This window comes from Pigmentiphaga sp. H8 (genome assembly GCF_003854895.1).
Lineage (GTDB): Bacteria > Pseudomonadota > Gammaproteobacteria > Burkholderiales > Burkholderiaceae_B > Pigmentiphaga.
The window spans coordinates 332,958-353,678 of record NZ_CP033966.1; the positions used below are offsets into that span (position 1 = coordinate 332,958).

At 69.8% G+C, this 20,721-nt stretch carries 19 protein-coding genes and 1 tRNA gene; 18 read left to right on the plus strand and 2 right to left on the minus strand.

The features are described 5' to 3' along the window. The first annotated feature begins 5 nt into the window (after positions 1 to 5). Positions 6 to 761, plus strand: coding sequence for a GntR family transcriptional regulator (locus EGT29_RS01600; protein ID WP_161567657.1), 756 nt, complete (start codon positions 6 to 8; stop codon positions 759 to 761). Between the two features lie 10 nt (positions 762 to 771). Here EGT29_RS01600 and mutY read toward each other — a convergent pair whose 3' ends face one another. Together mutY and mutM are read right to left on the minus strand one after the other, a co-directional pair. Further along, the gene (gene mutY, locus EGT29_RS01605) at positions 772 to 1,842 is read right to left on the minus strand and encodes an A/G-specific adenine glycosylase (RefSeq protein ID WP_192901784.1); all 1,071 of its coding nucleotides are present in this window, start codon (positions 1,840 to 1,842) and stop codon (positions 772 to 774) included. A gap of 26 nt (positions 1,843 to 1,868) precedes the next feature. After that, positions 1,869 to 2,690 (minus strand): bifunctional DNA-formamidopyrimidine glycosylase/DNA-(apurinic or apyrimidinic site) lyase, encoded by an 822-nt coding sequence (gene mutM / locus EGT29_RS01610; protein WP_124687387.1) that lies wholly within the window; start codon positions 2,688 to 2,690, stop codon positions 1,869 to 1,871. 167 nt (positions 2,691 to 2,857) lie between these two features. Between mutM and EGT29_RS01615 the strand changes: the two genes are divergently transcribed. The 17 genes from EGT29_RS01615 (at position 2,858) to EGT29_RS01700 (ending at position 20,707) form a co-directional block, all read left to right on the plus strand. Continuing rightward, positions 2,858 to 4,648, plus strand: coding sequence for a tetratricopeptide repeat protein (locus EGT29_RS01615; RefSeq protein ID WP_124687388.1), 1,791 nt, complete (start codon positions 2,858 to 2,860; stop codon positions 4,646 to 4,648). Next, the gene (locus EGT29_RS01620; protein ID WP_238160264.1) at positions 4,645 to 5,235 is read left to right on the plus strand and encodes an outer membrane lipoprotein LolB; all 591 of its coding nucleotides are present in this window, start codon (positions 4,645 to 4,647) and stop codon (positions 5,233 to 5,235) included. Before EGT29_RS01615 ends, EGT29_RS01620 begins: the two co-directional genes overlap by 4 nt. Positions 5,236 to 5,247: 12 nt before the next feature. Next, positions 5,248 to 6,144: a 4-(cytidine 5'-diphospho)-2-C-methyl-D-erythritol kinase gene (ispE, locus tag EGT29_RS01625; RefSeq protein WP_124687389.1), complete on the plus strand. Its 897-nt coding sequence runs from the start codon at positions 5,248 to 5,250 to the stop codon at positions 6,142 to 6,144. Between the two features lie 89 nt (positions 6,145 to 6,233). After that, a tRNA-Gln gene (locus EGT29_RS01630) sits at positions 6,234 to 6,310 on the plus strand. Positions 6,311 to 6,428: 118 nt separating this feature from the next. After that, complete coding sequence (locus EGT29_RS01635) at positions 6,429 to 7,379, plus strand: ribose-phosphate pyrophosphokinase (protein ID WP_192901786.1); 951 nt, start codon at positions 6,429 to 6,431, stop codon at positions 7,377 to 7,379. Positions 7,380 to 7,520: 141 nt separating this feature from the next. After that, entirely contained in the window at positions 7,521 to 8,108 is a 588-nt protein-coding gene (locus EGT29_RS01640; RefSeq protein WP_124687391.1) for a 50S ribosomal protein L25/general stress protein Ctc, read from the plus strand. A gap of 262 nt (positions 8,109 to 8,370) precedes the next feature. Further along, positions 8,371 to 8,964, plus strand: a complete 594-nt coding sequence (gene pth / locus EGT29_RS01650) for an aminoacyl-tRNA hydrolase (RefSeq protein ID WP_124687393.1) — start codon at positions 8,371 to 8,373, stop codon at positions 8,962 to 8,964. After that, on the plus strand, positions 8,957 to 9,757 hold the full coding sequence (locus EGT29_RS01655; RefSeq protein WP_124687394.1) for a type II CAAX prenyl endopeptidase Rce1 family protein: 801 nt from the start codon (positions 8,957 to 8,959) through the stop codon (positions 9,755 to 9,757). The genes pth and EGT29_RS01655 overlap by 8 nt, the downstream gene beginning before the upstream one ends. A gap of 43 nt (positions 9,758 to 9,800) precedes the next feature. Beyond that, positions 9,801 to 10,598: an SDR family NAD(P)-dependent oxidoreductase gene (locus EGT29_RS01660; RefSeq protein WP_124687395.1), complete on the plus strand. Its 798-nt coding sequence runs from the start codon at positions 9,801 to 9,803 to the stop codon at positions 10,596 to 10,598. Positions 10,599 to 10,810: 212 nt separating this feature from the next. Continuing rightward, positions 10,811 to 12,352: an ABC transporter substrate-binding protein gene (locus tag EGT29_RS01665; RefSeq protein ID WP_124687396.1), complete on the plus strand. Its 1,542-nt coding sequence runs from the start codon at positions 10,811 to 10,813 to the stop codon at positions 12,350 to 12,352. 45 nt (positions 12,353 to 12,397) lie between these two features. Continuing rightward, positions 12,398 to 13,672, plus strand: coding sequence for a Rieske 2Fe-2S domain-containing protein (locus tag EGT29_RS01670; RefSeq protein ID WP_124687397.1), 1,275 nt, complete (start codon positions 12,398 to 12,400; stop codon positions 13,670 to 13,672). Positions 13,673 to 13,690: 18 nt separating this feature from the next. After that, positions 13,691 to 14,686: a fumarylacetoacetate hydrolase family protein gene (locus EGT29_RS01675; protein WP_161567658.1), complete on the plus strand. Its 996-nt coding sequence runs from the start codon at positions 13,691 to 13,693 to the stop codon at positions 14,684 to 14,686. Positions 14,687 to 14,727: 41 nt separating this feature from the next. Next, entirely contained in the window at positions 14,728 to 15,120 is a 393-nt protein-coding gene (locus tag EGT29_RS01680) for a RidA family protein (RefSeq protein WP_124687399.1), read from the plus strand. 17 nt (positions 15,121 to 15,137) lie between these two features. Then, positions 15,138 to 16,931, plus strand: a complete 1,794-nt coding sequence (locus EGT29_RS01685; protein ID WP_124687400.1) for a gamma-glutamyltransferase family protein — start codon at positions 15,138 to 15,140, stop codon at positions 16,929 to 16,931. Between the two features lie 37 nt (positions 16,932 to 16,968). Further along, positions 16,969 to 17,913, plus strand: a complete 945-nt coding sequence (locus EGT29_RS01690) for an ABC transporter permease (RefSeq protein ID WP_161567659.1) — start codon at positions 16,969 to 16,971, stop codon at positions 17,911 to 17,913. Beyond that, on the plus strand, positions 17,883 to 19,808 hold the full coding sequence (locus EGT29_RS01695) for a dipeptide/oligopeptide/nickel ABC transporter permease/ATP-binding protein (RefSeq protein ID WP_124687402.1): 1,926 nt from the start codon (positions 17,883 to 17,885) through the stop codon (positions 19,806 to 19,808). Before EGT29_RS01690 ends, EGT29_RS01695 begins: the two co-directional genes overlap by 31 nt. Continuing rightward, positions 19,805 to 20,707 (plus strand): ABC transporter ATP-binding protein, encoded by a 903-nt coding sequence (locus EGT29_RS01700; protein WP_124687403.1) that lies wholly within the window; start codon positions 19,805 to 19,807, stop codon positions 20,705 to 20,707. Before EGT29_RS01695 ends, EGT29_RS01700 begins: the two co-directional genes overlap by 4 nt. The last annotated feature ends 14 nt before the right edge of the window (positions 20,708 to 20,721 follow it).

Sequence of the window (20,721 nt, forward strand, 5' to 3'; positions counted from 1 at the left end):
ACGGCATGACCCGTGGCCCCGCGCATCCCATGCAGAAACTCAGCCGAAGCCTAGGAACCCCGCTCCATCACCAGATCTCCACCGTCATCAAGGACGGCATCGCCAACGGCCGCTACCGGCCCGGCGAGCGGCTGCCGACCGAGGATGCCTTGTGCCGGCTCTTTTCCGTCTCGCGCATCACGGTGCGGCGGGCGATGCAGGGCCTGGAGGAGCAGGGGCTGATCGAGCGGCGCCAGGGGGACGGTACCTTCGTGGCCGAATCGGCGGCGGTGGTGTCCTTGCAGACGCCGCTGTCGGGCTTCATGGCCCAGGTCGCGGGAAGCCGCGCGCTCAGCACGCCGCGGCTGCTGTCCTTCGAGGAGGTGGAGGCGCCGCTCCACGTGCAGACCGGATTGATGCTGCAGCCGGGCGAACGCGTGATGAAGCTCGTTCGCCTGCGCACGCGCGGCACCCTGCCCATCCTGCACAGCACGGCCTGGCTGCCGGTGGATGTTGCCGCGGGCTTCCAGCCCGAGGATTTCACGCGGCACGCGCTGAGCGAATTGATGGCGCGGGCCGGCTTTCCCTATTTCACGATCGAGGCCGCCGCGGGCGCGGCGCTGGCCGATCCGGTCCTGGCCCGCGATCTGCAGGTGCCCATCGGGTCGGCGCTGGTGGACGTGCGGCGCGTGGCGTTCGACCAGCAGGGCCGGGCGATCGAGTATCAGCACGTTCTCGGTCCGTCCGACCGCTATCAGATGCGCGTGACGATGCGCAGCTGAATCCTGGTCCTCAGGCCTGGAACAGGTCGTCGCGGCCGAACAGCCCGCTCAGCAGTTTCTTGACCGGCGCGGGCAGCGCCGCGTCGGCCAGTTCGCCGGAAGGCAGCCAGACCTGCGGATGATCCCCTTCGCGCAGGGCCAGCGAACCCGCCTGCACGTGCCAGGGCTCCACGTGCAGCTTGAAATGGGTGAAGGTGTGCGAGAACACCGGCAGCCGTATGGTCTCGGCCGGCGCCACGCCCAGGATGCGGCAGGCTTGCGCGGGATCGCCGTCGGCGAATTCGGGCAGGCTCCACAGGCCGCCCCAGATGCCCGGCGAAGGCCGGCGCTGCAACAGAATCTCGCCCGCCTTCTCGATCACCAGCATGCCGGTATGCCGCTCGGGCACGGCCTTGCGCTCGCGCGGCGTGGGCAGCTCGTGCTGCCTGGCCTCGCGCAGCGCGATACAGGATTCGCGCACGGGGCAGCGCCCGCAGCCGGGGTCGCCGCGCGTGCACAGCGTGGCGCCCAGGTCCATCAGGCCCTGCGTGTAGCGCCGCATTTCGTCGGCCGCCTCGGGCCCGTCGGGCGGCACCTCGGCATGCGCGATGGCCCACATGCGTTGTTCCACCGCGCGCTTGGTGGGATCGCCCTCGATGCCGAAATGGCGCGCGAAGACGCGCTTGACGTTGCCGTCCAGGATGGGGCTGCGCTCGCCATAGGCGAACGCGGCGATGGCCGCCGCCGTCGAACGGCCGATGCCGGGCAGCGTCTCGATATCCGCCGCGGTGGGGGGGAACCGTCCGCCCCAGTCCGACACCACCTGCCGCGCACAGGCATGCAGATTCCGCGCCCGCGTGTAATAGCCCAGCCCGGCCCACAAGGCCATGACTTCGCCTTCGTCGGCGGCGGCCAGGTCGGCCACCGTCGGAAACTTCGCCAGGAAGCGTTCGTAGTACGGAATCACCGTCGCCACCTGGGTCTGCTGCAGCATGATCTCCGACAGCCAGATGCGATACGGATCCTGCGTGTTCTGCCAGGGCAGCGTATGCCGCCCGTTCTCGCGCTGCCACTGCGCCACGCGCAGGGAAAAAGCAATCATGTCGTATGTTCCATAGGGGGAGCCCGCTACCGCTGGCATTTCGGGCAGTAATAGGTCGCGCGTTGGCCTTGCACCAGCCTGCGGATCGGCGTCTCGCACACCCGGCAGGGCTGGCCCGCCCGGTCGTAGACCCGCGCGTCGATCTGGAAATAGCCCGATTCGCCCCCCGCGCCCACGTAGTCGCGCAGCGAGCTGCCGCCAGCGCGGATGGCGTCGTCCAGCGTCGCGCGCACCGCCGCCGCCAGCTTGTCGTAGCGGGCCGCCGAGATGCGCCCGGCCGCGGTGCGCGGATGGATGCCGGCGCGGAACAGGCTTTCCGACGCGTAGATGTTGCCGACCCCGACCACGATGTCGCCCATCAGCAGGGCCTGCTTGATGGGCGCGCTGCGGCGGCGGGTGTGGCGGAACAGCCAGCCGCCGTCAAAGCGGTCATCGAAGGGCTCGATGCCCAGGCTGGCCAGCAGGGGATGGCTTTCCACCGGCCCGGCCGCCGCGTCGTGCCACAGCACCGCGCCGAAGCGCCGGGGGTCGTGCAGGCGCAGGACCGCCTGGTCGAACACCCAGTCCACGTGATCGTGCTTGCGCGGGGCCTCGTCCGGATGCACGTGGCGCAACGAGCCGGACATGCCCAGGTGGACGATCAGCCAGCCATGCTCGAATTGCATCAAAAGGTATTTGCCGCGCCGGCCCGTGGCCAGGACGCGGCGCCCCTCGACCAGAGCGGCCAGATCGGCGGGAACGGGCCACCGCAGCCGAGGCTCGCGCACGATCAGGCGGCGCAGTTCGCGCCCTTCCACCGTGGGCGCGATGCCCCGGCGGGTGGTTTCTACTTCGGGAAGTTCGGGCATGGCGTTTGCTGCTTGCGCGCGATGAACTGTTGGCGCGGCCGGCAGTCCGATGAGTAAAGCCTGGGATCGGCATATCCGCGCCCGCCGCCGCCGGCCGTTGGGTGGTAAGCGCAGTGCTAACATCAACGAATATGGACGGCGTCGGCGATACGCCAAGGAATTGTGCCATGTTGTTTAACGCTCATCGTTTGAAGCTGGCGGCCGCCTGGGTCGGGCTGGCCACGGCCGTGTCGGCCGTGTCCGCCCAGGGCGCGCCCCCGGCGTCCGACGAGTTGCTGGTTCCGGGCCTCAGCCTGTCCCCCATGGGGCGCGCGATCGGGCCCAGGGCACTCCCCAACGTCGATCTGTCGGCCGAGATCCTGTTCCAGGTGCTGGCCTCGGAAGTGGCTGCCCAGCGCGGCGCCTTCGGGCCCGCCACCAGCACGACGCTCGACCTGGCCGAGAAAACGCGCGATCCGCGCCTGGCGCGCCGCGCGGTCGAGTTCGCGCTGGCCGGCGGCGACCTGGTGCGCGCGCTCGACGCCGCCCAGGCCTGGGCCGAACTGGATCCGGCCGACGTCGAGGCGCGGCAGACCGCCCTGTCGCTGGCCGCCGCGGCCGGGCGGGTCGAGGGCATGGGCTCGGCGCTGCGGGCCCGCATCGCGGCCGCTCCCGACAAGTCCGTTGCCATCGTCGATGCCCGCCGGGTCGTCGCCCGCCTGGACGACAAGCGCAAGGCGCTGTCCATCCTGGAAGAGGCCCTGGCCGACGTACGCAACCTGCCGGAAGCGCATCTGGCCCTGTCGCGCGTCGCCGCGGCGGCCGGCGACAAGCCGCGCGCGCTGCAAGAGGCCCGCGCGGCGCTCGATGCCCAGCCCGATTCGGAAGCGGCCGCCATGCTGGCCTTGCAGATGGGCGTGGAAACCGAGCCCGACCAGTCGGTGGCGCGTGCGCGCGCGTTCATCGCCACGCATGCCGAATCGCGCAACCTGCGCGTGTTGCTGGCGCGCGCGCTGGCCTCGCTGAAGGACTACGACGGCGCGCGCGACGAGTTGCAGGCCCTGGCGCGTGCCAACCCCGAGGATTTCGAGATCCTCTACATGCAGGGCGTGCTGGCCTACCAGTCGCAGCGCCCCTCGGACGCCGACGGCTACCTCAAGCAGTACCTGGAAGTACACGAGCAGCGCACGGCCAAGGGCGCCGCGCCGCTGTCCGAGGCGGACAACGCGCTGTTTCTGCGCGTGCAGATCGCCGAGGACCAGCAGCGCTACGACGACGCATTCGACCTGCTGGCCAAGGTCGACGATCCCGATGCCGTGCTGCCGGCGCGTCTGCGCCAGGCGGTCCTGCCCGGCAAGCAGGGCCGCGTGGACGACGCCCGCCGCATCCTGGGCCTGATCGATCCCCGCGATGTGCGCGAGGGCAGCCAGGTCGCGCTGACCGAGGCGCAGATCCTGCGCAATGCCGGCGATCGCGACGAGGCGGTCAAGGTGCTCGAGGCGGCCAACCAGCGCTATCCCGACGCCCCCGACCTCATGTATGACCTGGCCATGCTGTACGAGCAGCAGAACCGGATCGACGACATGGAAAGCCGGCTGCGCCGGATCATCGCGATCAAGCCCGATCATGCCCATGCGTACAACGCGCTGGGCTATTCGCTGGCCGACCGCAACGTCAGGCTGCCCGAGGCCAAACGGCTGATCGAACGGGCCATGAACCTGGCTCCCGACGATCCCTTCATCGTCGACAGCATGGGGTGGGTCCACTACCGCATGGGCGACAACGCGAAGGCGCTGTCCTACCTGGAGCGCGCCTACGAGATCCGGCCCGACGCCGAGATCGCCGTGCACCTGGGCGAGGTCCTGTGGGCCTCGGGCCAGCAGGATCGCGCGCGCCAGCTGTGGCGCGAGGTCCAGTCCAAGGATCCGTCCAACGCCGCGTTGCGGGGCACCCTGGCCCGCCTCGACGTGACACTGTGATCGGCCGCCTGCCAAGCCTGGCCCGCGCGGCCGCCGCCGGGGTGCTGGTCGCGATGCTGGCGGCCTGTGCCGTGCCGGTTCCCATTCCCGCGCCCCAGGGCGCGGACGAGAGCCGGTCGTTGTCGCGGGTGGGCCGGTTCGCGCTGCGGATCGAGGAAGTGGGGGGCAAGCAGAACGCGGTGCAGGGCAGCTTCGCATGGCGCGACGACGGCCGCCGCCTCGCGCTCGACCTCGTGTCGCCGCTGGGCGCCACCCTGGCGCGGGTCGAGGCCGTGCCGGGCGAGGCGCTGCTGCGCGAATCCAGCGGCAAGGAAACCCGCGCCGCCGATCCCGACGAGCTGGTGGCGGTCGTGCTCGGCAGCGACATCCCGGTATCCGGCCTGCGCGACTGGCTGCGCGGCCGCGTCGCGGCCCAGCCGCCCGCCGAGGTGGTCGAGCGCGACGAACAGGGCCGTCCACTGGTGTTCGACCAGGCGGGCTGGCGCGTGACCGCCCGGCAGTACGATGCGCTGGGCCCCACGCGGCTGCAGATGGCGCGCAACGAAGGCGGGCAGGACGTGGACCTGCGCCTGGTCATCAATCCCTAGGCAGGGGCCGCCATGACCACCGAATTGCGCGACGTCCCCGCGCCCGCGAAGATCAACCTGTTCCTGCATGTGGTCGGGCGCCGTCCCGACGGCTACCACTTGTTGCAGACGGCCTTCCGTTTCATCGACCTCCAGGACACGCTGCATTTCCGCGCCCGTTCCGACGGCCGCATCGTCCGCGCCTACGACCTGCCCGGCGTGCCCGAGGGCGCCGACCTGGTCGTGCGCGCGGCGCGCGCCCTGCAGCAGGCCACCGGCTGCGGGCAGGGCGCCGAGATCGGCCTGGAGAAGCGCATACCCGCTGGCGGCGGCCTGGGCGGCGGATCGAGCGACGCGGCCACGGTGCTGCTGGCGCTGAACCGCCTGTGGGGCACCGGCCTGTCGCGGCGCGAGCTGATGCGGCTCGCGCTGCCGCTGGGCGCGGACGTGCCCGTGTTCGTGTTCGGCCGCAACGCCTTTGCCGAGGGCGTGGGCGAGGAACTGACCGCGATCGACCTGCCGCCGCGCTGGTACGTCGTGGTCCAGCCGGACGCCAGCGTGCCGACCGCCGACGTATTCCGTGCACCCGAATTGACAAGAGATACGCCACGCGTCAAAATAGCGGACTTTCCTCGGGGAACATTTGAATGTCCCTACGGAAACGATCTGGAAGCCGTCGTTTTTGCCCGCTTTTCGGAAGTGGGGCGGATTTCGGCGGTGCTGGCCCAGGCACTTGATGGTGCCAAGGTCAGGATGTCCGGATCGGGCGCGTGCCTATTTGTCGAATGCGACACGCAGGCGCGGGCCGATGGCGCGGTGGATAAAATCGCCGCTACAATGCAGGGCCAGCCCAGCGGGCTGCCGGCGTTGAGAGTGAACCTGGCATGTGCCGGACTCGATGCGCATCCGCTACTGGACTGGGCCGCGTAAGCGGCCACCGAATCGAGGGCGATCCGCCGCAGCCGGGCGCCAGCGCAGCAAGTTTCGATGCTCACGCAGTTCCTGCGGGGGTAACGAGTTGGGGAGTCGCCAAGTTGGTTAAGGCACCGGATTTTGATTCCGGCATGCGAGGGTTCGAGTCCTTCCTCCCCAGCCAAAGTCTTTGACCTAAAAGCTGTTGATGCCTGTCAGCGTTTCGCAGGATCAACAGCTTTGTTGTTTTGTCGATCGGCCTCGGTTACAGGTCACCGGGCCACAGCCACGGGCAATGCGTCATGGCGCAAGAAAGCTTCATGATTTTCACGGGGACTGCCAACCCCAAGCTGGCGGCGGACGTCGCGAGTCACCTCGGCATACCACTGGGCAAGATGAGCGTCGGTCGGTTCTCCGACGGCGAAGTCATGGTGGAAATCAACGAGAACGTCCGCGGTAAAGACGTCTTCGTCCTCCAGCCCACCTGTGCACCGACCAACGACAACCTGATGGAAATCATGGTCATGGTCGATGCGCTGCGCCGGGCTTCCGCCGGACGCATCACCGCCGCGATGCCGTATTTCGGCTACGCCCGGCAGGATCGCCGCCCCCGTTCGGCGCGCGTGGCGATCTCGGCCAAGGTCGTGGCGAACATGCTGCAGGTCGTGGGCGTGGACCGCATCCTGACGATGGACCTGCACGCGGACCAGATCCAGGGGTTCTTCGACATCCCGGTGGACAACATCTACGCCGCGCCCATCCTGCTCAGCGACATCTGGAAGCGCAACCTGTCCAACCTGATGGTGGTCTCGCCCGACGTGGGCGGCGTGGTGCGTGCCCGGGCGCTGGCCAAGCGCCTCGAGGTCGACCTGGCCATCATCGACAAGCGCCGTCCGCGCGCCAACGTGTCCGAGGTGATGAACATCATCGGCGACGTCGAAGGCCGCACCTGCATCATCATGGACGACATGGTCGATACCGCCGGCACGCTGTGCAAGGCGGCCCAGGTCCTCAAGCAGCGCGGCGCGGTGGCCGTCTACGCCTATTGCACGCACGCCGTGCTGTCGGGCGGCGCGGTGGGCCGCATCGCCGAATCCGACCTGGACGAGCTGGTCGTTACCGACACCATCCCCGCCAGCGACGAGGTCCGGGATTGCAGCCGCATCCGCCAGTTGTCGTGCGCGGCCCTGATCGGTGAAACCATGCTGCGCATTTCGCGGGCCGACTCGGTCAGCTCGCTGTTCGTCGAATAAGTTCTGCTCCCGCCGCCCTGCGTCGCGCAGGGCGGCGGGGCGAGCCGGAAGCGCTGGTCGCGGCGCTGCCGGACGGAATGCGATGGTCGCGTTCCGTGCACCGCGAGCGGGCATATCGTCCGCCGCATTTTGGAGAAAACCATGCAATTCAACGCCACTTCGCGTAGCGTCCAGGGTTCGAGTGCGAGCCGCCGCCTGCGCCGCGCCGGCCGCGTTCCCGCCATCGTCTATGGCGGCGACGTAGCGCCCCTGTCGATCGAACTCGATCACAACGAGATCTACCATGCCCTGCGCAAGGAAGAGTTCCACTCGTCGATCCTGAACATGCAGTTCGAAGGCAAGGGCACGCAAGTCCTGCTGCGCGCCGTCCAATGGCACCCCTACAAGCAGCAAGTGCTGCACGTGGACTTCCAGCGCGTCGCCGCTGGCCAGGCCCTGCACACCAAGGTGCCGCTGCACTTCGTCAACGCCGAGTCGTCGCCCGCCGTCAAGCTCAGCGGCGCGATCATCAACCACGTGTTGACCGAAATCGAAGTGACCTGCCTGCCGAACGATCTGCCCCAGTTCATCGAAGTGGACCTGGGCAACATCATCGCCGGCGCGTCCATCCACCTGGCCGACGTCAAGGCGCCCAAGGGCGTGACGTTCCCGGCTGGCAGCGATACGGTCATCGCGACCGCCATCGCCAAGCCCGGTGGCGCTGCCGCCGAGGAACCTGCTGCTGAGTAGGGTCCCCCCCTACGCGCTTGCGCGCGCCCCGAATGGTGGGCCCCCAGCCGCTACGCGGCAGCCCCCAAGGGGGCCGGGACCCGCCTTGGGGCGGCCCGGCGCCGGGTCCCGGGGGCGGCGGGTGGACCGGCGGAGCCGGATCCACTGTGCCCATGGTGTGAAAAGCCTCAACTTACGGTTGGGGTTTTTTTTCGCCCCGGGAATGCGGGGACGGCGATCGGGCTAAGATAACGGGCCTTCCCGTATCCCGCCTTGCATCTTCATGTCCGAACCCATACGCCTCATCGCCGGGCTGGGCAATCCCGGCCTCGATTACGAACGCACCCGCCACAACGCGGGATTCTGGCTGCTGGACCAGATCGCCGATGACCTGCGCGTATCGTTCACGAACGAGAAGCCCTTCTTCGGCCACGTGGCCAAGGCCCGCTTCGAAGGGGCGGCCATCCTGCTGGTCAAGCCCATGACCTACATGAACCGTTCCGGGCAGGCGGTGGGCGCGCTGGCGCGTTTCTACAAGCTGGCTCCCGAGCAGATCCTGGTGGCGCACGATGAACTCGATCTGCTGCCGGGACAGGCCAAGCTCAAGCAGGGCGGCAGCCATGCGGGGCACAACGGCTTGAAGGACATCCAGGCGGCGCTGGGATCGCAGGCATTCTGGCGGCTGCGGCTGGGCATCGGGCATCCGCGTTCGCTGGGGCTGGCGCAGCAGGTGGTGGACTTCGTGCTGCATCCGCCGCGCAAGGAAGAACAGGCCCGCATAGACGAGACACTGGACCGTTCGCGCGCGATCATTCCCGCCGTGCTCAAGGGCGAGTTCGAGCAGGCCATACAGCAGTTGCACAGCGGCAATGCCTGAAGCCCGGCTGCCTTGCGCGGCTGCTGCCGCCCCGGTGCGGGGCAGGCCGGCCTTTCGCGAGGAGTTCGCGGATTTCCTCGCCTTCGTCAGGCGTCCGCGGCTGGGGCCGCGCATGCCGCGCGGATGGCGTGGCGCCCAGTCGCACCACGGATCCCAGGAATGGCTGGGCGGTTTGAACGGTCCGCACCTGCTCCGGTGGGTGCTGGTGTTGTGGGGCATCAACCTGCTGGTATTGGGCCCCCTGGCGGCATCGGTCGCGACGGCCTCGGGGGCCGAGCGCAGGCTGGACGCGCTGTACCTGTCGTGGTTCCACGTCGTCCTGTGGGCGCCGGTGATCGAGGAAATGGTTTTCCGCTACGGGCTGCGGCGGCCCGCGCCGGCGCTGTGGCTGCTGCCCGTGCTGGTCTCCGCCATGCTGATGCGGCCCAGCCTGGCCGCAGGCGCCAGCGTGGCGCTGGCCTGCGGCGCGATCACCGCCGTGCTGGCCTGGCGAGGCCATCGCTGGCCGTGGAAATGGCTGCGCCGCTATGCCCGGGCCTTTCCGTTGGTCTTCCATCTGGCCACGCTGGCCTTCGCCTTCCTGCACCTGGCCAACTTCCGGCTGGGCGAAGGCGGCTGGCTGCTGCTGCCGCTGCTGGTCCTGCCGCAGTGGGCCTGCGGCCTCGTCCTGGGCTGGATGCGCGTGCGCTTCGGCATAGGCGCATCGATCGCGCTGCACGCCTGCTTCAACGCCGGACCCATGGCCTTGCTGTGGGCCCTGCAGAACTATGCGCCCGGTCTGCTGGATGGATAATGATCCTTCCCGCAACCCGCGCGATTCCGCAACAGGACACGACATGAAGCAAGCTCCCACGCTGTCGTTCGACGGCTCAGTCGTCTTGATCACCGGTGCCAGCAAGGGCATAGGCCTGGCCTGCGCGCGTGCCTTCGCGCAGGCGGGGGCGGTGGTGGCGGGGGTGTCGCGCAGCCAGGAGAACCTGGACGCCGCGCGGCGGACCTTGCAGGCCGAGGGCCTGGACATGCGGGTCCAGGCCGCCGACCTGTCGGATCCGGCCGCGGCGCAGGCGGCGGTGGACTGGGCCGAGCGCGAGTGCGGTCCCATTGCGGTGCTGGTGAACTCGGCGGGCGCGGCGCGCCGGTACGCGCCCGAACAACTGGGACACGAGGCGTTTCGGCAGACCATGGACGCCAAGTACTTCAGCTACATGCACGTCCAGGATCCTGCCGCCCGGCTGATGGCGAGCCGGGGGCGGGGCAGCATCGTCAACATCGTCGGGCAGGGCGGCAAGTCGCCCGGCATTTTCCACATCGGCGGCGGGGCCGCCAACGCGGCGCTCATGCTCGCCACGGTGGGGTATGCCCAAGCCTATGCCGGCCGCGGCGTGCGCGTGAACGCGATCAATCCCGGCATGACCCAGACCAATCGCGTCGAGGAAGGGCTGGCCGTGGCGGCGCAGTCCAGCGGCCGGCCGCGCGACGAGGTGCTGGCCGAACAGGTCGCGGGCATTCCCATGGGCCGGCTCGCGCAGCCCGAGGAAATCGCCAACGTCGCGCTGTTCCTGGCTTCCGACCTGGCCAGCTACGTCACGGGCGCCGTCATTCCGATGGACGGCTGCGCGGCACCCTTCATTTGATCCGGGTCGCGAAGGCGCGGCCCCTGGTCCTTTTCCTTCCTCTGCCTGCAACGATTCCTAGGACCATCCCTAGGTACGGGTGAATCCTGTTGCCATTCCTCGACGGCTTGCTTAAATTAACGCTTGCACATGCAAGCATTAACTAATGCAAAGATTGCTAATGCAATAAATAAAGGCCGGAGCAAGGACCGGCCGTCGAGGAGACAGTGTCCATGATTGCTTTTTCGCAAGCCCGTCGCCGCCTGGCGCATTCCGCCTTGTGGGCCGGCATCGTGCTGGTCGCGCAGGGGGCCGTCGGCGGGCCGCTGCTGGCGGCGCCGACCGCCTTGCAGGTCCGCATGGCCTCGGGCGTGGGCATGAGCACCTTCGATCCGGTGCGGGCGACGCCGCAGACGGTCGACTACTTGAGGCCGGTCTACGACACCCTGGTCACGCGCCTGGGCATCGATCGCTTCGAGCCCTGTCTGGCCACGGCCTGGGAGTTTTCCGACGGCAACCGCAAGCTGGCGCTGACGCTGCGCGACGGCGTGCGCTTTTCGGATGGCGCGCGCTTCGACGCCGAGGCAGTCAAGGCCAACCTGGAGCGGGGCCGCCGCATCGAGGGCAGTCCGTGGGCGGCGGTCTATCGGAACATCGAGCGCGTCACGGTGGCGGGTCCGGGCCGGATCGAGCTGCAACTGGTCGAACCCAACCCCGCGCTGCTCGAATCGCTGGCGAACATGCCCGGCATGATGGTCAGCCCGAAGGCGCTCCAGGACGAGACCGCCCTGGCCCGCCAGCCGGTCGGCACCGGTGGATGGCTGCTGGATGCGCAGCGCAGCGTGCATGGCACGCAATATGTGTTCGCGCGCAACAAGGATTATTGGAACCCGGCGGCGCAGCGCGTCGACACGGTGTTCATCCAGCAGATGACCGAGTCGGCTGCGCGCGTGAACGCGCTGCGCAGCGGCCAGCTCGACGTGGCGACGGTGCCGCAGGACCAGGCCGCGGCGCTGGAGAAACTGGGCTTTCGCATCGCCGCCGCGAACCGGGTGCACTATCTGATGGCCGTCTGGGATGCGGGTGGCAGCGTGGTCAAACCGCTGGCCGACGTGCGAGTCCGGCGGGCCATGAGCCTGGCCATCGATCGCCAGGCCGTGCTCAAGGTCATCTTCGGCGGCCGGGGGACGGCATCCCTGAATTTCTTTCCCGAAGGCACGGCGGGCCATGATTCCGCGCTGGACCGGACACCCTCGTACGATCCGGCGAAGGCCCGGCAGCTCCTGCGCGAAGCGGGCGTGGACGGCTTCGCGGTGGACGCGGTGGTGCAGACCAACAATGCGCGCTTCGCCGCGGCCGTGGCGGGCGAACTGGCCAAGGTCGGCATCAAGGTGAACCTGAAGACCATGCCCGACACGGGCTCGTTCCAGGCCGCGGTCCAGCATCGCCAGTCTCCGCTGGGCATCTTCGCACACCAGACGGCGATGCCCGAAACGCTCTACGCCTCGCTGCTGTCTCCCAGCGGCCGATACAACCCCTTCGGCCTGAAGTACGCCGAGCTGGAAAGCCTGGCGAAGGACGCCGCGCGCCAGCCGACTTCCGAGGCCGGCCGCCTGTACGGTGCGTTGTTCGGCCGGATGATCGCCACCGAGGCCGTCGTCTTCCCGGTCGTCCATGCGGACATCGTCGCCGCCGTGCGCCGGGGCATCGATACGGGCCCGCAGACCTTCGCGTCGGCGGGGCTGCCGGACCCCCGGAACATCGTCGTCAAGTAGGACGACGCATCGCTTCATCGCCTATACACAAGGAAGCTCAGCATCATGACGTCGCGCATCACCCGCACCCGCAACAACACCGCGGAGGAAAGCCTCATCCTGAACCAGACCGGCAAGGGCACGCCCATGGGCGAACTGCTGCGCCGCTACTGGTGGCCGGTCGGCATTTCCGCCGACCTGAACGACAAGCCCACGCTGGTCAAGCTGCTGGGCGAAGAACTCGTGCTCTATCGCGACCAGCAGGGCCGCCTGGGGCTGGTCGGGTCGCGCTGTCCGCATCGCCGCGCCAATCTCTGTTTCGGCAACGTCACGCACGATGGCATCCGGTGCCGCTATCACGGCTGGCTGATGGATGCCGAAGGCCGGGTCAAGGCCACGCCGGGCGAGCCGGACAAGTCCTTCAAGGACTCGGTGCGGCATCCCGCCTATCCGGTCCAGGAACTGGGCGGCATCGTCTTCGCCTACCTCGGCCCTCAACCCGCGCCGGCCCTGCCGCCGTTCAATTTCCTGGTCGATCCGGGCGAGCGCATCGTGAAGGTCACCGGCTATGCCGAATGCAACTGGATGCCGACCATCGAGAACGCGATGGATCCGCTGCACCTGAGCTTCACCCACGCGCCGTCGTTCAAGGACCTGCGCGCCGAGCCCGAGGTCTGGTTCGAAGAGCACGACCTGGGCGTGGCCTACGTGTCGGCGCGGCCGGTGCCGGGCAAGGACGGCCGTTTCGGCATACGGGTCCACAACCTGCTGCTGCCCGCCATCAGCCACAGCGGCAACACGGACCGCTGGATCTCCGGCGCCGCGGGCAGCGACGATCCGCCCATCACCGCGCGCTGGGCCGTGCCGGTGGACGATACCCATACCCTGATGTTCCGCATCATGTACAAGCCCGAGGGCCATGTGGGCGAATGGCGCGAGTGCGCCGAGGACGAGCGTTGGGACCTGGCGTGGGTGGCCACGCGCGCCGAACCGTACCAGGAGTACCGCGAGGCGCCTTCGCAGGAGGCGGTCAGGCTCGGACATACGGTGCCGCCGGGCGCATCGCGCGAGGATGCGACCATCGTCGAAAGCATAGGCGCCGTCATCGACCACGAGAACGAGAACCTGCTGCCCACCGCCGACCACGGGCTGGCGATGATCCGCCAGCTTTACCTGGACGCCGCGACGAGCGTGCAGGAGGGCGGGGATCCTCCGGGCACCTTCCGCGACCTGGCCCCGGATACGGTCGTCAAGCCGCGCACGGGCGAGCGCATGGTCGATGCGCAAGAATACGCACGGCTGCTGGAGCAGAAGTCCGTGGCCGCCAGCCTGGTTTCCTGAGGCCTCGCGATGCGGCTGGTGAGCTTTCTCGCGCCCGACGGCCCGGCCCGGCTGGGGGTGCTGCTGGGCGCGGAGCCCGATGCACCGGTGCTGGACCTGGCCCGCGCGCGGGCCAGGTCCAGCACCGGGCAGGACCCGGGCGGCGATGCCGCCGCTGTGGGGGACATGGCGGCCTTTCTCGCACACGGCCTGCCTGCCCTGGAGGGCGCGCGCGCCGCGCTGGACCGTGTGCGCGAGGGCTGGAGGAAACCCGCTGAACGGCAGTCGCTGCTGGCTGGCGGCATCATGCTGCCGCGCGAGACGGTGCGCTTCCTGCCGGTCGTGCGGCGTCCGGGCAAGGTCGTGTGCGTGGGCCTGAACTTTGCCTCGCACATCGCCGAGGCCCGGGCGGCGGGCCAGCCGGTGCCCGAGGCGCCGGCCGAGCCGCTGGGCTTCGGCAAGGTGGCCAGCGCCCTGGCGGGACACGGCGCCTCCATCGTGCTGCCCCGGCATGGAAGGCAACTCGACTACGAGGTCGAGCTGGCGTTCGTGATCGGCCGGCGCTGCGCCGATGTGGCGCCCGAGGCCTTCGCGGAACACGTGGCGGGGCTGACCATTGCCGTGGACTACAGCCTGAGGGACCTGCTGTTCCGCTCGGGCGGCAATCCTTTCCTGGCCAAGAACTTCGACGGCTTCTGCCCCCTGGGGCCTGCGCTGGTGACCCTGGACGAACTGGGCGATCCCGACGATCGCGAACTGCGCCTGTGGGTCAACGGCGAACTGCGGCAGCGGGAGTCGATGCGCGCGGCGCTGTTCAGCTGCGCGCGGATCCTGTCGTACTGGTCGGCTCGCTACACGTTCGAGCCGGGCGATGTGATCACCGCGGGCACGCCGGCGGGCGTCGGCATCTTCAGTCGCGATCCGGCGTCCTGGCTGCTCAAGCCCGGCGACGTGGTGCGGGCCGAAATAGACGGACTCGGCATGCTCGAGACCACCATCGTGGCGGACGGGCGCGCGTCCGGCGCGGTTTCCTGAACGCTTCATCCGCGCAAGCTACCCATACAGAGAACAACGACATGCAAAAAGAAAGACTGAACATCGACTCCATCCCCACGCTGGGCCTGGCGCTGTCCGTCGGCGTCAAGGCCGGCCGCCTGGTCTTCTGCAGCGGCATGGCGCCGCTGGACGCCGAAGGCAACCTGGTGGGCGTGGGCGACATCGCGCGCCAGACCGAACAGACCCTGGACAACCTGGAGAAGGTCCTGGCCGCCGGCGGCGCGGGTTTCGAGGATGTGGTCAAGACCACGGTGTTCGTCACCGACGCGCGCCACTTCCAGACGGTCAACGACATCTACGCGCGCCGCTTCGGCAAGGCGCCGCCGGCGCGCTCGACCGTGCAGGTGGGCATGATGCATCCCGATCTGATGATCGAGATCGAGGCCATCGCGGTGGTCGAGGACGCGGCCTGACGCGACGGGTGCCCATCATGACGATTGCTTTCCGTCCCGACGACAGACCGCGCATCCCGAGTGCCGACGAGCGCCGCCCACCGGCCATCGTTGCGCGCCACACCCGGCCCGCGGTGCGCGGCCTGCGCTGCGCCATCAGCAGCACCCACGACCTGGCGACCCTGGCCGGGCAGCGCGTCGCCGCGCGGGGCGGGAATGCCATCGACGCGGGCGTGGCCGCCGGCATCGCGCTGGCGGTGCTGGAGCCGCACATGTGCAATTTCGGCGGCGTGGCGCCCATCATGGTCATGCGGCCGGGCATGGCCGCGCCGGAGACCATAGACGGCGTGGGCGCCTGGCCTGCCGGGCTGGCGCTGGAGGACTACCGGCAATGGTTCGGCGGCGACATGCCGATCGGACTGGAGCGTTCGGTGGTGCCGGGCGCCCCGGCCTCGTGGCTGACCGCGCTGGCCCGCCACGGCCGCCTGACACTGGCCGAGGTGCTGGAGCCGGCCATGGAGCTGTGCGTGGATGGCTTCGCCGTGTACCCGGGCCTGGCGTCGTTCGTCAACCATTTCGCCGACCGGCTGCGAGGATGGCCGGCGTCGGCGGCGCAGTGGCTGCCGCAGGGCGGTCCGCTGCGCGTGGGCCAGCGCATGGTCCAGCCGGACCTGGGCCGGCTGCTGGATACGCTGGCCGGCGCCGAGCGCGCCGCGGCGGCAGCGGGAGCGTCGCGGGAAGACGCGATCCAGGCTGCTGTCGACGTCTTCTACCAAGGCGAGGTGGCCGAGCGCATGTCGGCCTTCGTCGCCGAGCAGGGCTGGCACCTGACGCGCGAGGATCTGGCGGGCTGGCGGCCGACCATCGAGACCGCGCCGTCGGTCAACTATCGGGGCGCCGACGTGCATTTCTGCGGGCCCTGGACCCAGGGGCCGATGATAGGGCTGGCCCTGAACATCCTGGAGGGCTATGACCTGGCGGCGATGGGCGGCGGGACGGCGGATTTCCATCACTTGTTCTGCGAGGCCATCAAGCTGGCCGCCGCCGACCGCGAAGGTTTCTTCGGCGACCCCCGGCACGTGGACGTGCCCATGCGGGGGCTGCTGGACAAGGCCTACGCCGACGAGCGGCGGCGGCTGATCCGGCTGGACCGGGCCCATCCCGGGCTGCCGCCGCCCGGGGCGCCATGGCGCCACGAGGGCCGCGCCGGCCGTGAAGGATACGTGCCTGCGCCCGCCGGCGGCGTCGCGCCGCCCGACACCTCCTATGTTTGTGCGATGGACGCCCAAGGCAATGCGTTCTCGGCCACGCCCTCGGACCATGCCATGGGCTCGCCGCTGGTGCCGGGCCTGGGCATCGTGGTGTCGCATCGCGGCGCCCAATTGTGGCTGGACCCGGCGCATCCGTCGGCGATGGCGCCCGGCAAGCGTCCGCGCCTGACGCCCAACCCCGCGATGCTGGTGCGCGGCGGCAGGGCGGAAATGGCCTTCGGCAGTCCCGGCGAGGACGCGCAGACCCAGGCCATGGTGCAGATGCTCTGCCAGCACCTGGATTTCGGACTGGACTTGCAATCGGCGATCGAGGCGCCTCGGGTGGCGAGCCAGGGCTTTCCCAGTTCCTTCCACCCGCACGTGTTCCGTCCGGGCGCGATGCTGGCCGAGGAAACGCTGGGAGCCGCCGCGCTGGAGGAGTTGTCCCGGCGCGGCCATCGCGTGCAGGCCATTCCCCGCTTCAGCTATGGCGTGGGCGCGCTGTGCGCGGTGCAGTCCGGCGCCGAGGGGCTGTTGGGCGCCGCCGATCCGCGCCGCGACTGTCTGGCACTGGCGTGGTGAGCGTGGGCGCGCGCGTACCGGACCAACAGGAGAAACGATGATCTCCGTATTGATCGAGAAAGCGGTGGGAGCGGTCGCGCTGCTCGTCATCGTGTCGCTGATGGCTTTCGGCCTGAGCGCGCTGTCGCCGCGCCATCCCGAGGTGCACCGGTTGGGGGCGGACGCCCCCGAGTCGGCCGTGCGCGAGGTCCGGCACGAGCTGGGGCTGGACCGCCCGCTGGCGGCGCAGTTCGTCGAATGGGCGGGCAGCGCCGTGCGCGGCGACCTGGGGCGCTCCTACGTGTCGGATACGTCCGTCGCGGAAGAGATCGCCGTGCGCGCGCCCCGCACCCTGTCCATGGTGACGCTGGCGATCGTGATCGCCTGTGCGCTGGGCCTGGCCCTGGGAGTGTCGTCGGCGCTGGCGAGACGTCCCGCCACACGGCGTTGCCTCGCGGTGTTCACCGGGCTGGTGCAGGCGGTGCCGGGCTTCTGGCTGGGCATCCTGCTGGTGACCCTGTTCGCGCTGCAACTCGGCTGGCTGCCGGCTACCGGCTACGTGCCGGCGTCGGTGTCGGTACCGGGCTGGCTGCAATCCATCCTGCTGCCGTCGATCGCGCTGGGCCTGCCGTCCACCGCGGCGATCGCCCGCCAACTGCGTGGCGCGCTGGCCGGCGAACTGGGCGAGGACTACGTCCGCAACGCCGTCGCCCAAGGCTTCGACCGGATGCACATCGTACTGCGCCATGCACTGCGCAATGCGATGGGCCCCGCGGTCACCATCATCGGCTTCCAGGTGGTGGTCAAGCTCAGCACCGTGGTGGTGGTGGAGCGGGTCTTCGCCATCGACGGCCTGGGGACCCTGGCGCTGGACGCGGTCTTCCGCGGCGATACGCCCGTCCTGCTCGGCTGCGTGATGACGTTCGCGCTGATCGTCGTCGTCGTGAATCTTTTCGTGGACCTGGCCTACACATGGATCAATCCGAGAACGCGGGCCGCATGATGGCCGCCATGGTGCGCCTGCCGCGATGGCTGGGCCTGGACGTGGCCAGCCGGCGCCTGGTACCGCCCGGCCTGCGGTGGCCCGTGCTGCTGTTCGCCTTCCTGATCGCCTGTGCCCTGATCGGGCCGTGGCTGGCGCCGCACGACCCGGACGCGCAGGACCTCCTGGCCAGCCTGGCCGGGCCGTCGTCCGGCCACTGGCTGGGCACCGACGAGCAGGGCCGCGACGTCCTGAGCCGGCTACTGTACGGACTGCGCGTCGATCTCCTGGCGGCGCTGCTCGCGGTGGGCTGCGGCGCTGCGCTGGGCGTGCCCGCTGGGACGCTGATCGGCTTCGTCGGCGGGCGCTTCGACCGGTTCTGCATGTGGCTGGTCAATGCCGCGCTGTCGCTGCCGCCCATCGTGCTGATCCTGGCGGTGGTCGCCGTGCTGGGCCGCGGGCTGTACGGCTCCATGGTCGCCCTGGGCCTGGTGCTGTCGCTGGCTTTCATTCGATTGGTACGGGGGCAGGTGCTGATGTTGCGGCGGGCCCCGCACGTCCAGGCGGCCCGGCTGGGCGGCGCATCGCGCCTGCGGCTGCTGGTGTTCCACGTGCTGCCAGGCGTGTATCCGGCCATCGTGATCCAGGTCGGCCTTTTCCTGCCGGTGGCGCTGCTGGTCGAGGCTTCGCTCAGCTATCTCGGGTTGAGCGTGCAGCCCCCGCAATCCAGCCTGGGCAGCATGCTGCAGGCCGCGCAGTCGGCGTCGTTGACCGCGCCCTGGCAGGTGTTGCCGCCGGGTATCGCGCTGGTCGTGGTGGCGCTGGTGCTCAATGCGCTGGCCGACGCCGTGAGCGATCGGCTGCGGCCCCGGACGATGGCCGGCGGCCTGCTGGAATCGGCGCGGGGCCGGGGCCGGCCCGCCAGACCCGCGCAGGACGAGGAGCAGATCCCGCTGCGCGTCGAAGGCCTGCGCGTGATGGTGGCCGATCCGGCAACCGGGCCGAGGCTGGCGGTGCGCGACGTGGACCTGCGGGTGGACCAGGGCGAGATCGTCGCCATCGTCGGCGAATCGGGATCGGGCAAGAGCCTGACGGCCATGTCGCTGCTCGGCCTGATGCCGGCGGGGGCGCACGTGGCGGGCGGCAGCGTGCTGCTGGCCGGCCGGCAGATGGTGGGTGCGGGGGCGGCGCAGCTGCGGCAGGCGCGCGCGCACGAGATCGGCGTCATCTTCCAGGATCCGCATAGTTGCCTGAACCCTGTCCACACCCTGGGCAGCCAGTTGATCGAACCCATGGTGCGCCTGAAGGGATGGCCGCGCGCCGAGGCCCGCGCGCGGGCGCTCGCGCTGCTGGCCGAGGTCGGCGTGACCGAGCCGGCAAGGCGCCTGGACCAGTATCCGCACGAGTTGTCCGGCGGCATCGCCCAGCGCGTCATGATCGCCATGGCCCTGTCGCGCGAGCCCAGGCTGCTGGTGGCCGACGAGGCGACCAGCGCGCTCGACACCACGGTGCAGGCGCAGGTGCTGGAACTGCTGGCCCGTCTGCGGCGCGAGCGGCGCCTGTCCATCCTGCTCATCACGCACAGCATGGGCGTGGTCAGCCACGTCGCGGACAGGGTGGTCGTGATGTACGGCGGCGAGGTCGTGGAAACGGGGCCGGTCGGGCAGGTGGTGCACCGTCCCGCCCATCCCTATACGCGGGCGTTGCTGGAGGCGGTGCCGCGCAACACGGCACGCCGCGGCGAGCTGGCGGGCTTGCCCGGGAACGTGCCCCGGCCCGGCGCGGAGTTCCCGGGCTGCCGTTTCGCACCCCGTTGTCCGCGCGTCGCGGCGGCCTGTACCGAGCATCCTGTCGCCCTGCTGGCGAGCGGTGCGGGCCTGGCGCGCTGCGTGCGTATTTCTGGAGAGGCGGCATGAACCAGCCTTTGATCGAGATCAGCGGGCTCGCGATCGACTACCCGGCGCGCCGCCGCCTGGGCGGTCCGCGCGAACGGATACGCGTCGTCGAAGGGGTGGACCTGAGCCTGGACGCGGGGCAGACCCTGGGCCTGGTGGGCGAGTCCGGATCGGGCAAGAGCAGCATCGGCCAGACCCTGCTGGGCGCCGTGCCGCCCGCCGCGGGCCGCATTCGCGTCGCGCAATGGGACGTGGGGGCCCTGCGCCACCGCGACTTGCGCGCCTATCGCCGCACCGTGCAGATGGTCTGGCAGAACCCCTATGCCTCGCTGACGCCCACCCTGCCCGTGGGCGAGCAGATCGGCGAACCCTTGCGCACCGATCCGGGCATGGACGCGGCGGCACGAAGCCGGCGCGTCGCTCAACTGCTGGATCAGGTGGGCCTGCGCGCGGCCGACGCGGCCAAGCTGCCCCACCAGTTCTCGGGCGGCCAGCGCCAGCGTGTCGCCATCGCCCGCGCGCTGGCACCGTCGCCCCGGCTGATCGTGCTGGACGAGCCGGTCAGCGCGCTCGACGTGATCACCCAGGCCCAGATACTGCGCCTGCTGGAAGCGGTGCAGCGCGAGACGCGGGTGGCCTACCTGCTGATCTCGCACGACATCGGCGTGGTGCGCTACCTGTCGGACCGTGTCGCGGTGCTCAGGCGCGGCTGCCTGGTCGAGAGCGGCGACGCGGACCAGGTGTGCGAGCGGCCGGCCCATGCCTACACCAGGGAATTGATCGGATCCATTCTCGAGCCCGGGCCGCTCGAACCGCTGGCGGACGAGATGTCCGCCGGCACACCGTCCCGCCCGGGCCCGTCATGGGGCGGGACATCTGTACAAGGACCGGTCCGCCAGCGCGGCGAGTGTCCACGATAACGAGGGGGAGAACA

What these genes read in the sequence shown, in the direction of transcription:
- EGT29_RS01600 (WP_161567657.1), top strand. Translation starts at nt 6, where the DNA reads ATGACCCGTGGCCCCGCGCATCCCATGCAGAAACTCAGCCGAAGCCTA.
- mutY (WP_192901784.1), bottom strand. Translation starts at nt 1,842, where the DNA reads ATGATTGCTTTTTCCCTGCGCGTGGCGCAGTGGCAGCGCGAGAACGGG.
- mutM (WP_124687387.1), bottom strand. Translation starts at nt 2,690, where the DNA reads ATGCCCGAACTTCCCGAAGTAGAAACCACCCGCCGGGGCATCGCGCCC.
- EGT29_RS01615 (WP_124687388.1), top strand. Translation starts at nt 2,858, where the DNA reads ATGTTGTTTAACGCTCATCGTTTGAAGCTGGCGGCCGCCTGGGTCGGG.
- ispE (WP_124687389.1), top strand. Translation starts at nt 5,248, where the DNA reads ATGACCACCGAATTGCGCGACGTCCCCGCGCCCGCGAAGATCAACCTG.
- EGT29_RS01635 (WP_192901786.1), top strand. Translation starts at nt 6,429, where the DNA reads ATGGCGCAAGAAAGCTTCATGATTTTCACGGGGACTGCCAACCCCAAG.
- EGT29_RS01640 (WP_124687391.1), top strand. Translation starts at nt 7,521, where the DNA reads ATGCAATTCAACGCCACTTCGCGTAGCGTCCAGGGTTCGAGTGCGAGC.
- pth (WP_124687393.1), top strand. Translation starts at nt 8,371, where the DNA reads ATGTCCGAACCCATACGCCTCATCGCCGGGCTGGGCAATCCCGGCCTC.
- EGT29_RS01655 (WP_124687394.1), top strand. Translation starts at nt 8,957, where the DNA reads ATGCCTGAAGCCCGGCTGCCTTGCGCGGCTGCTGCCGCCCCGGTGCGG.
- EGT29_RS01660 (WP_124687395.1), top strand. Translation starts at nt 9,801, where the DNA reads ATGAAGCAAGCTCCCACGCTGTCGTTCGACGGCTCAGTCGTCTTGATC.
- EGT29_RS01665 (WP_124687396.1), top strand. Translation starts at nt 10,811, where the DNA reads ATGATTGCTTTTTCGCAAGCCCGTCGCCGCCTGGCGCATTCCGCCTTG.
- EGT29_RS01670 (WP_124687397.1), top strand. Translation starts at nt 12,398, where the DNA reads ATGACGTCGCGCATCACCCGCACCCGCAACAACACCGCGGAGGAAAGC.
- EGT29_RS01680 (WP_124687399.1), top strand. Translation starts at nt 14,728, where the DNA reads ATGCAAAAAGAAAGACTGAACATCGACTCCATCCCCACGCTGGGCCTG.
- EGT29_RS01685 (WP_124687400.1), top strand. Translation starts at nt 15,138, where the DNA reads ATGACGATTGCTTTCCGTCCCGACGACAGACCGCGCATCCCGAGTGCC.
- EGT29_RS01690 (WP_161567659.1), top strand. Translation starts at nt 16,969, where the DNA reads ATGATCTCCGTATTGATCGAGAAAGCGGTGGGAGCGGTCGCGCTGCTC.
- EGT29_RS01695 (WP_124687402.1), top strand. Translation starts at nt 17,883, where the DNA reads ATGGATCAATCCGAGAACGCGGGCCGCATGATGGCCGCCATGGTGCGC.
- EGT29_RS01700 (WP_124687403.1), top strand. Translation starts at nt 19,805, where the DNA reads ATGAACCAGCCTTTGATCGAGATCAGCGGGCTCGCGATCGACTACCCG.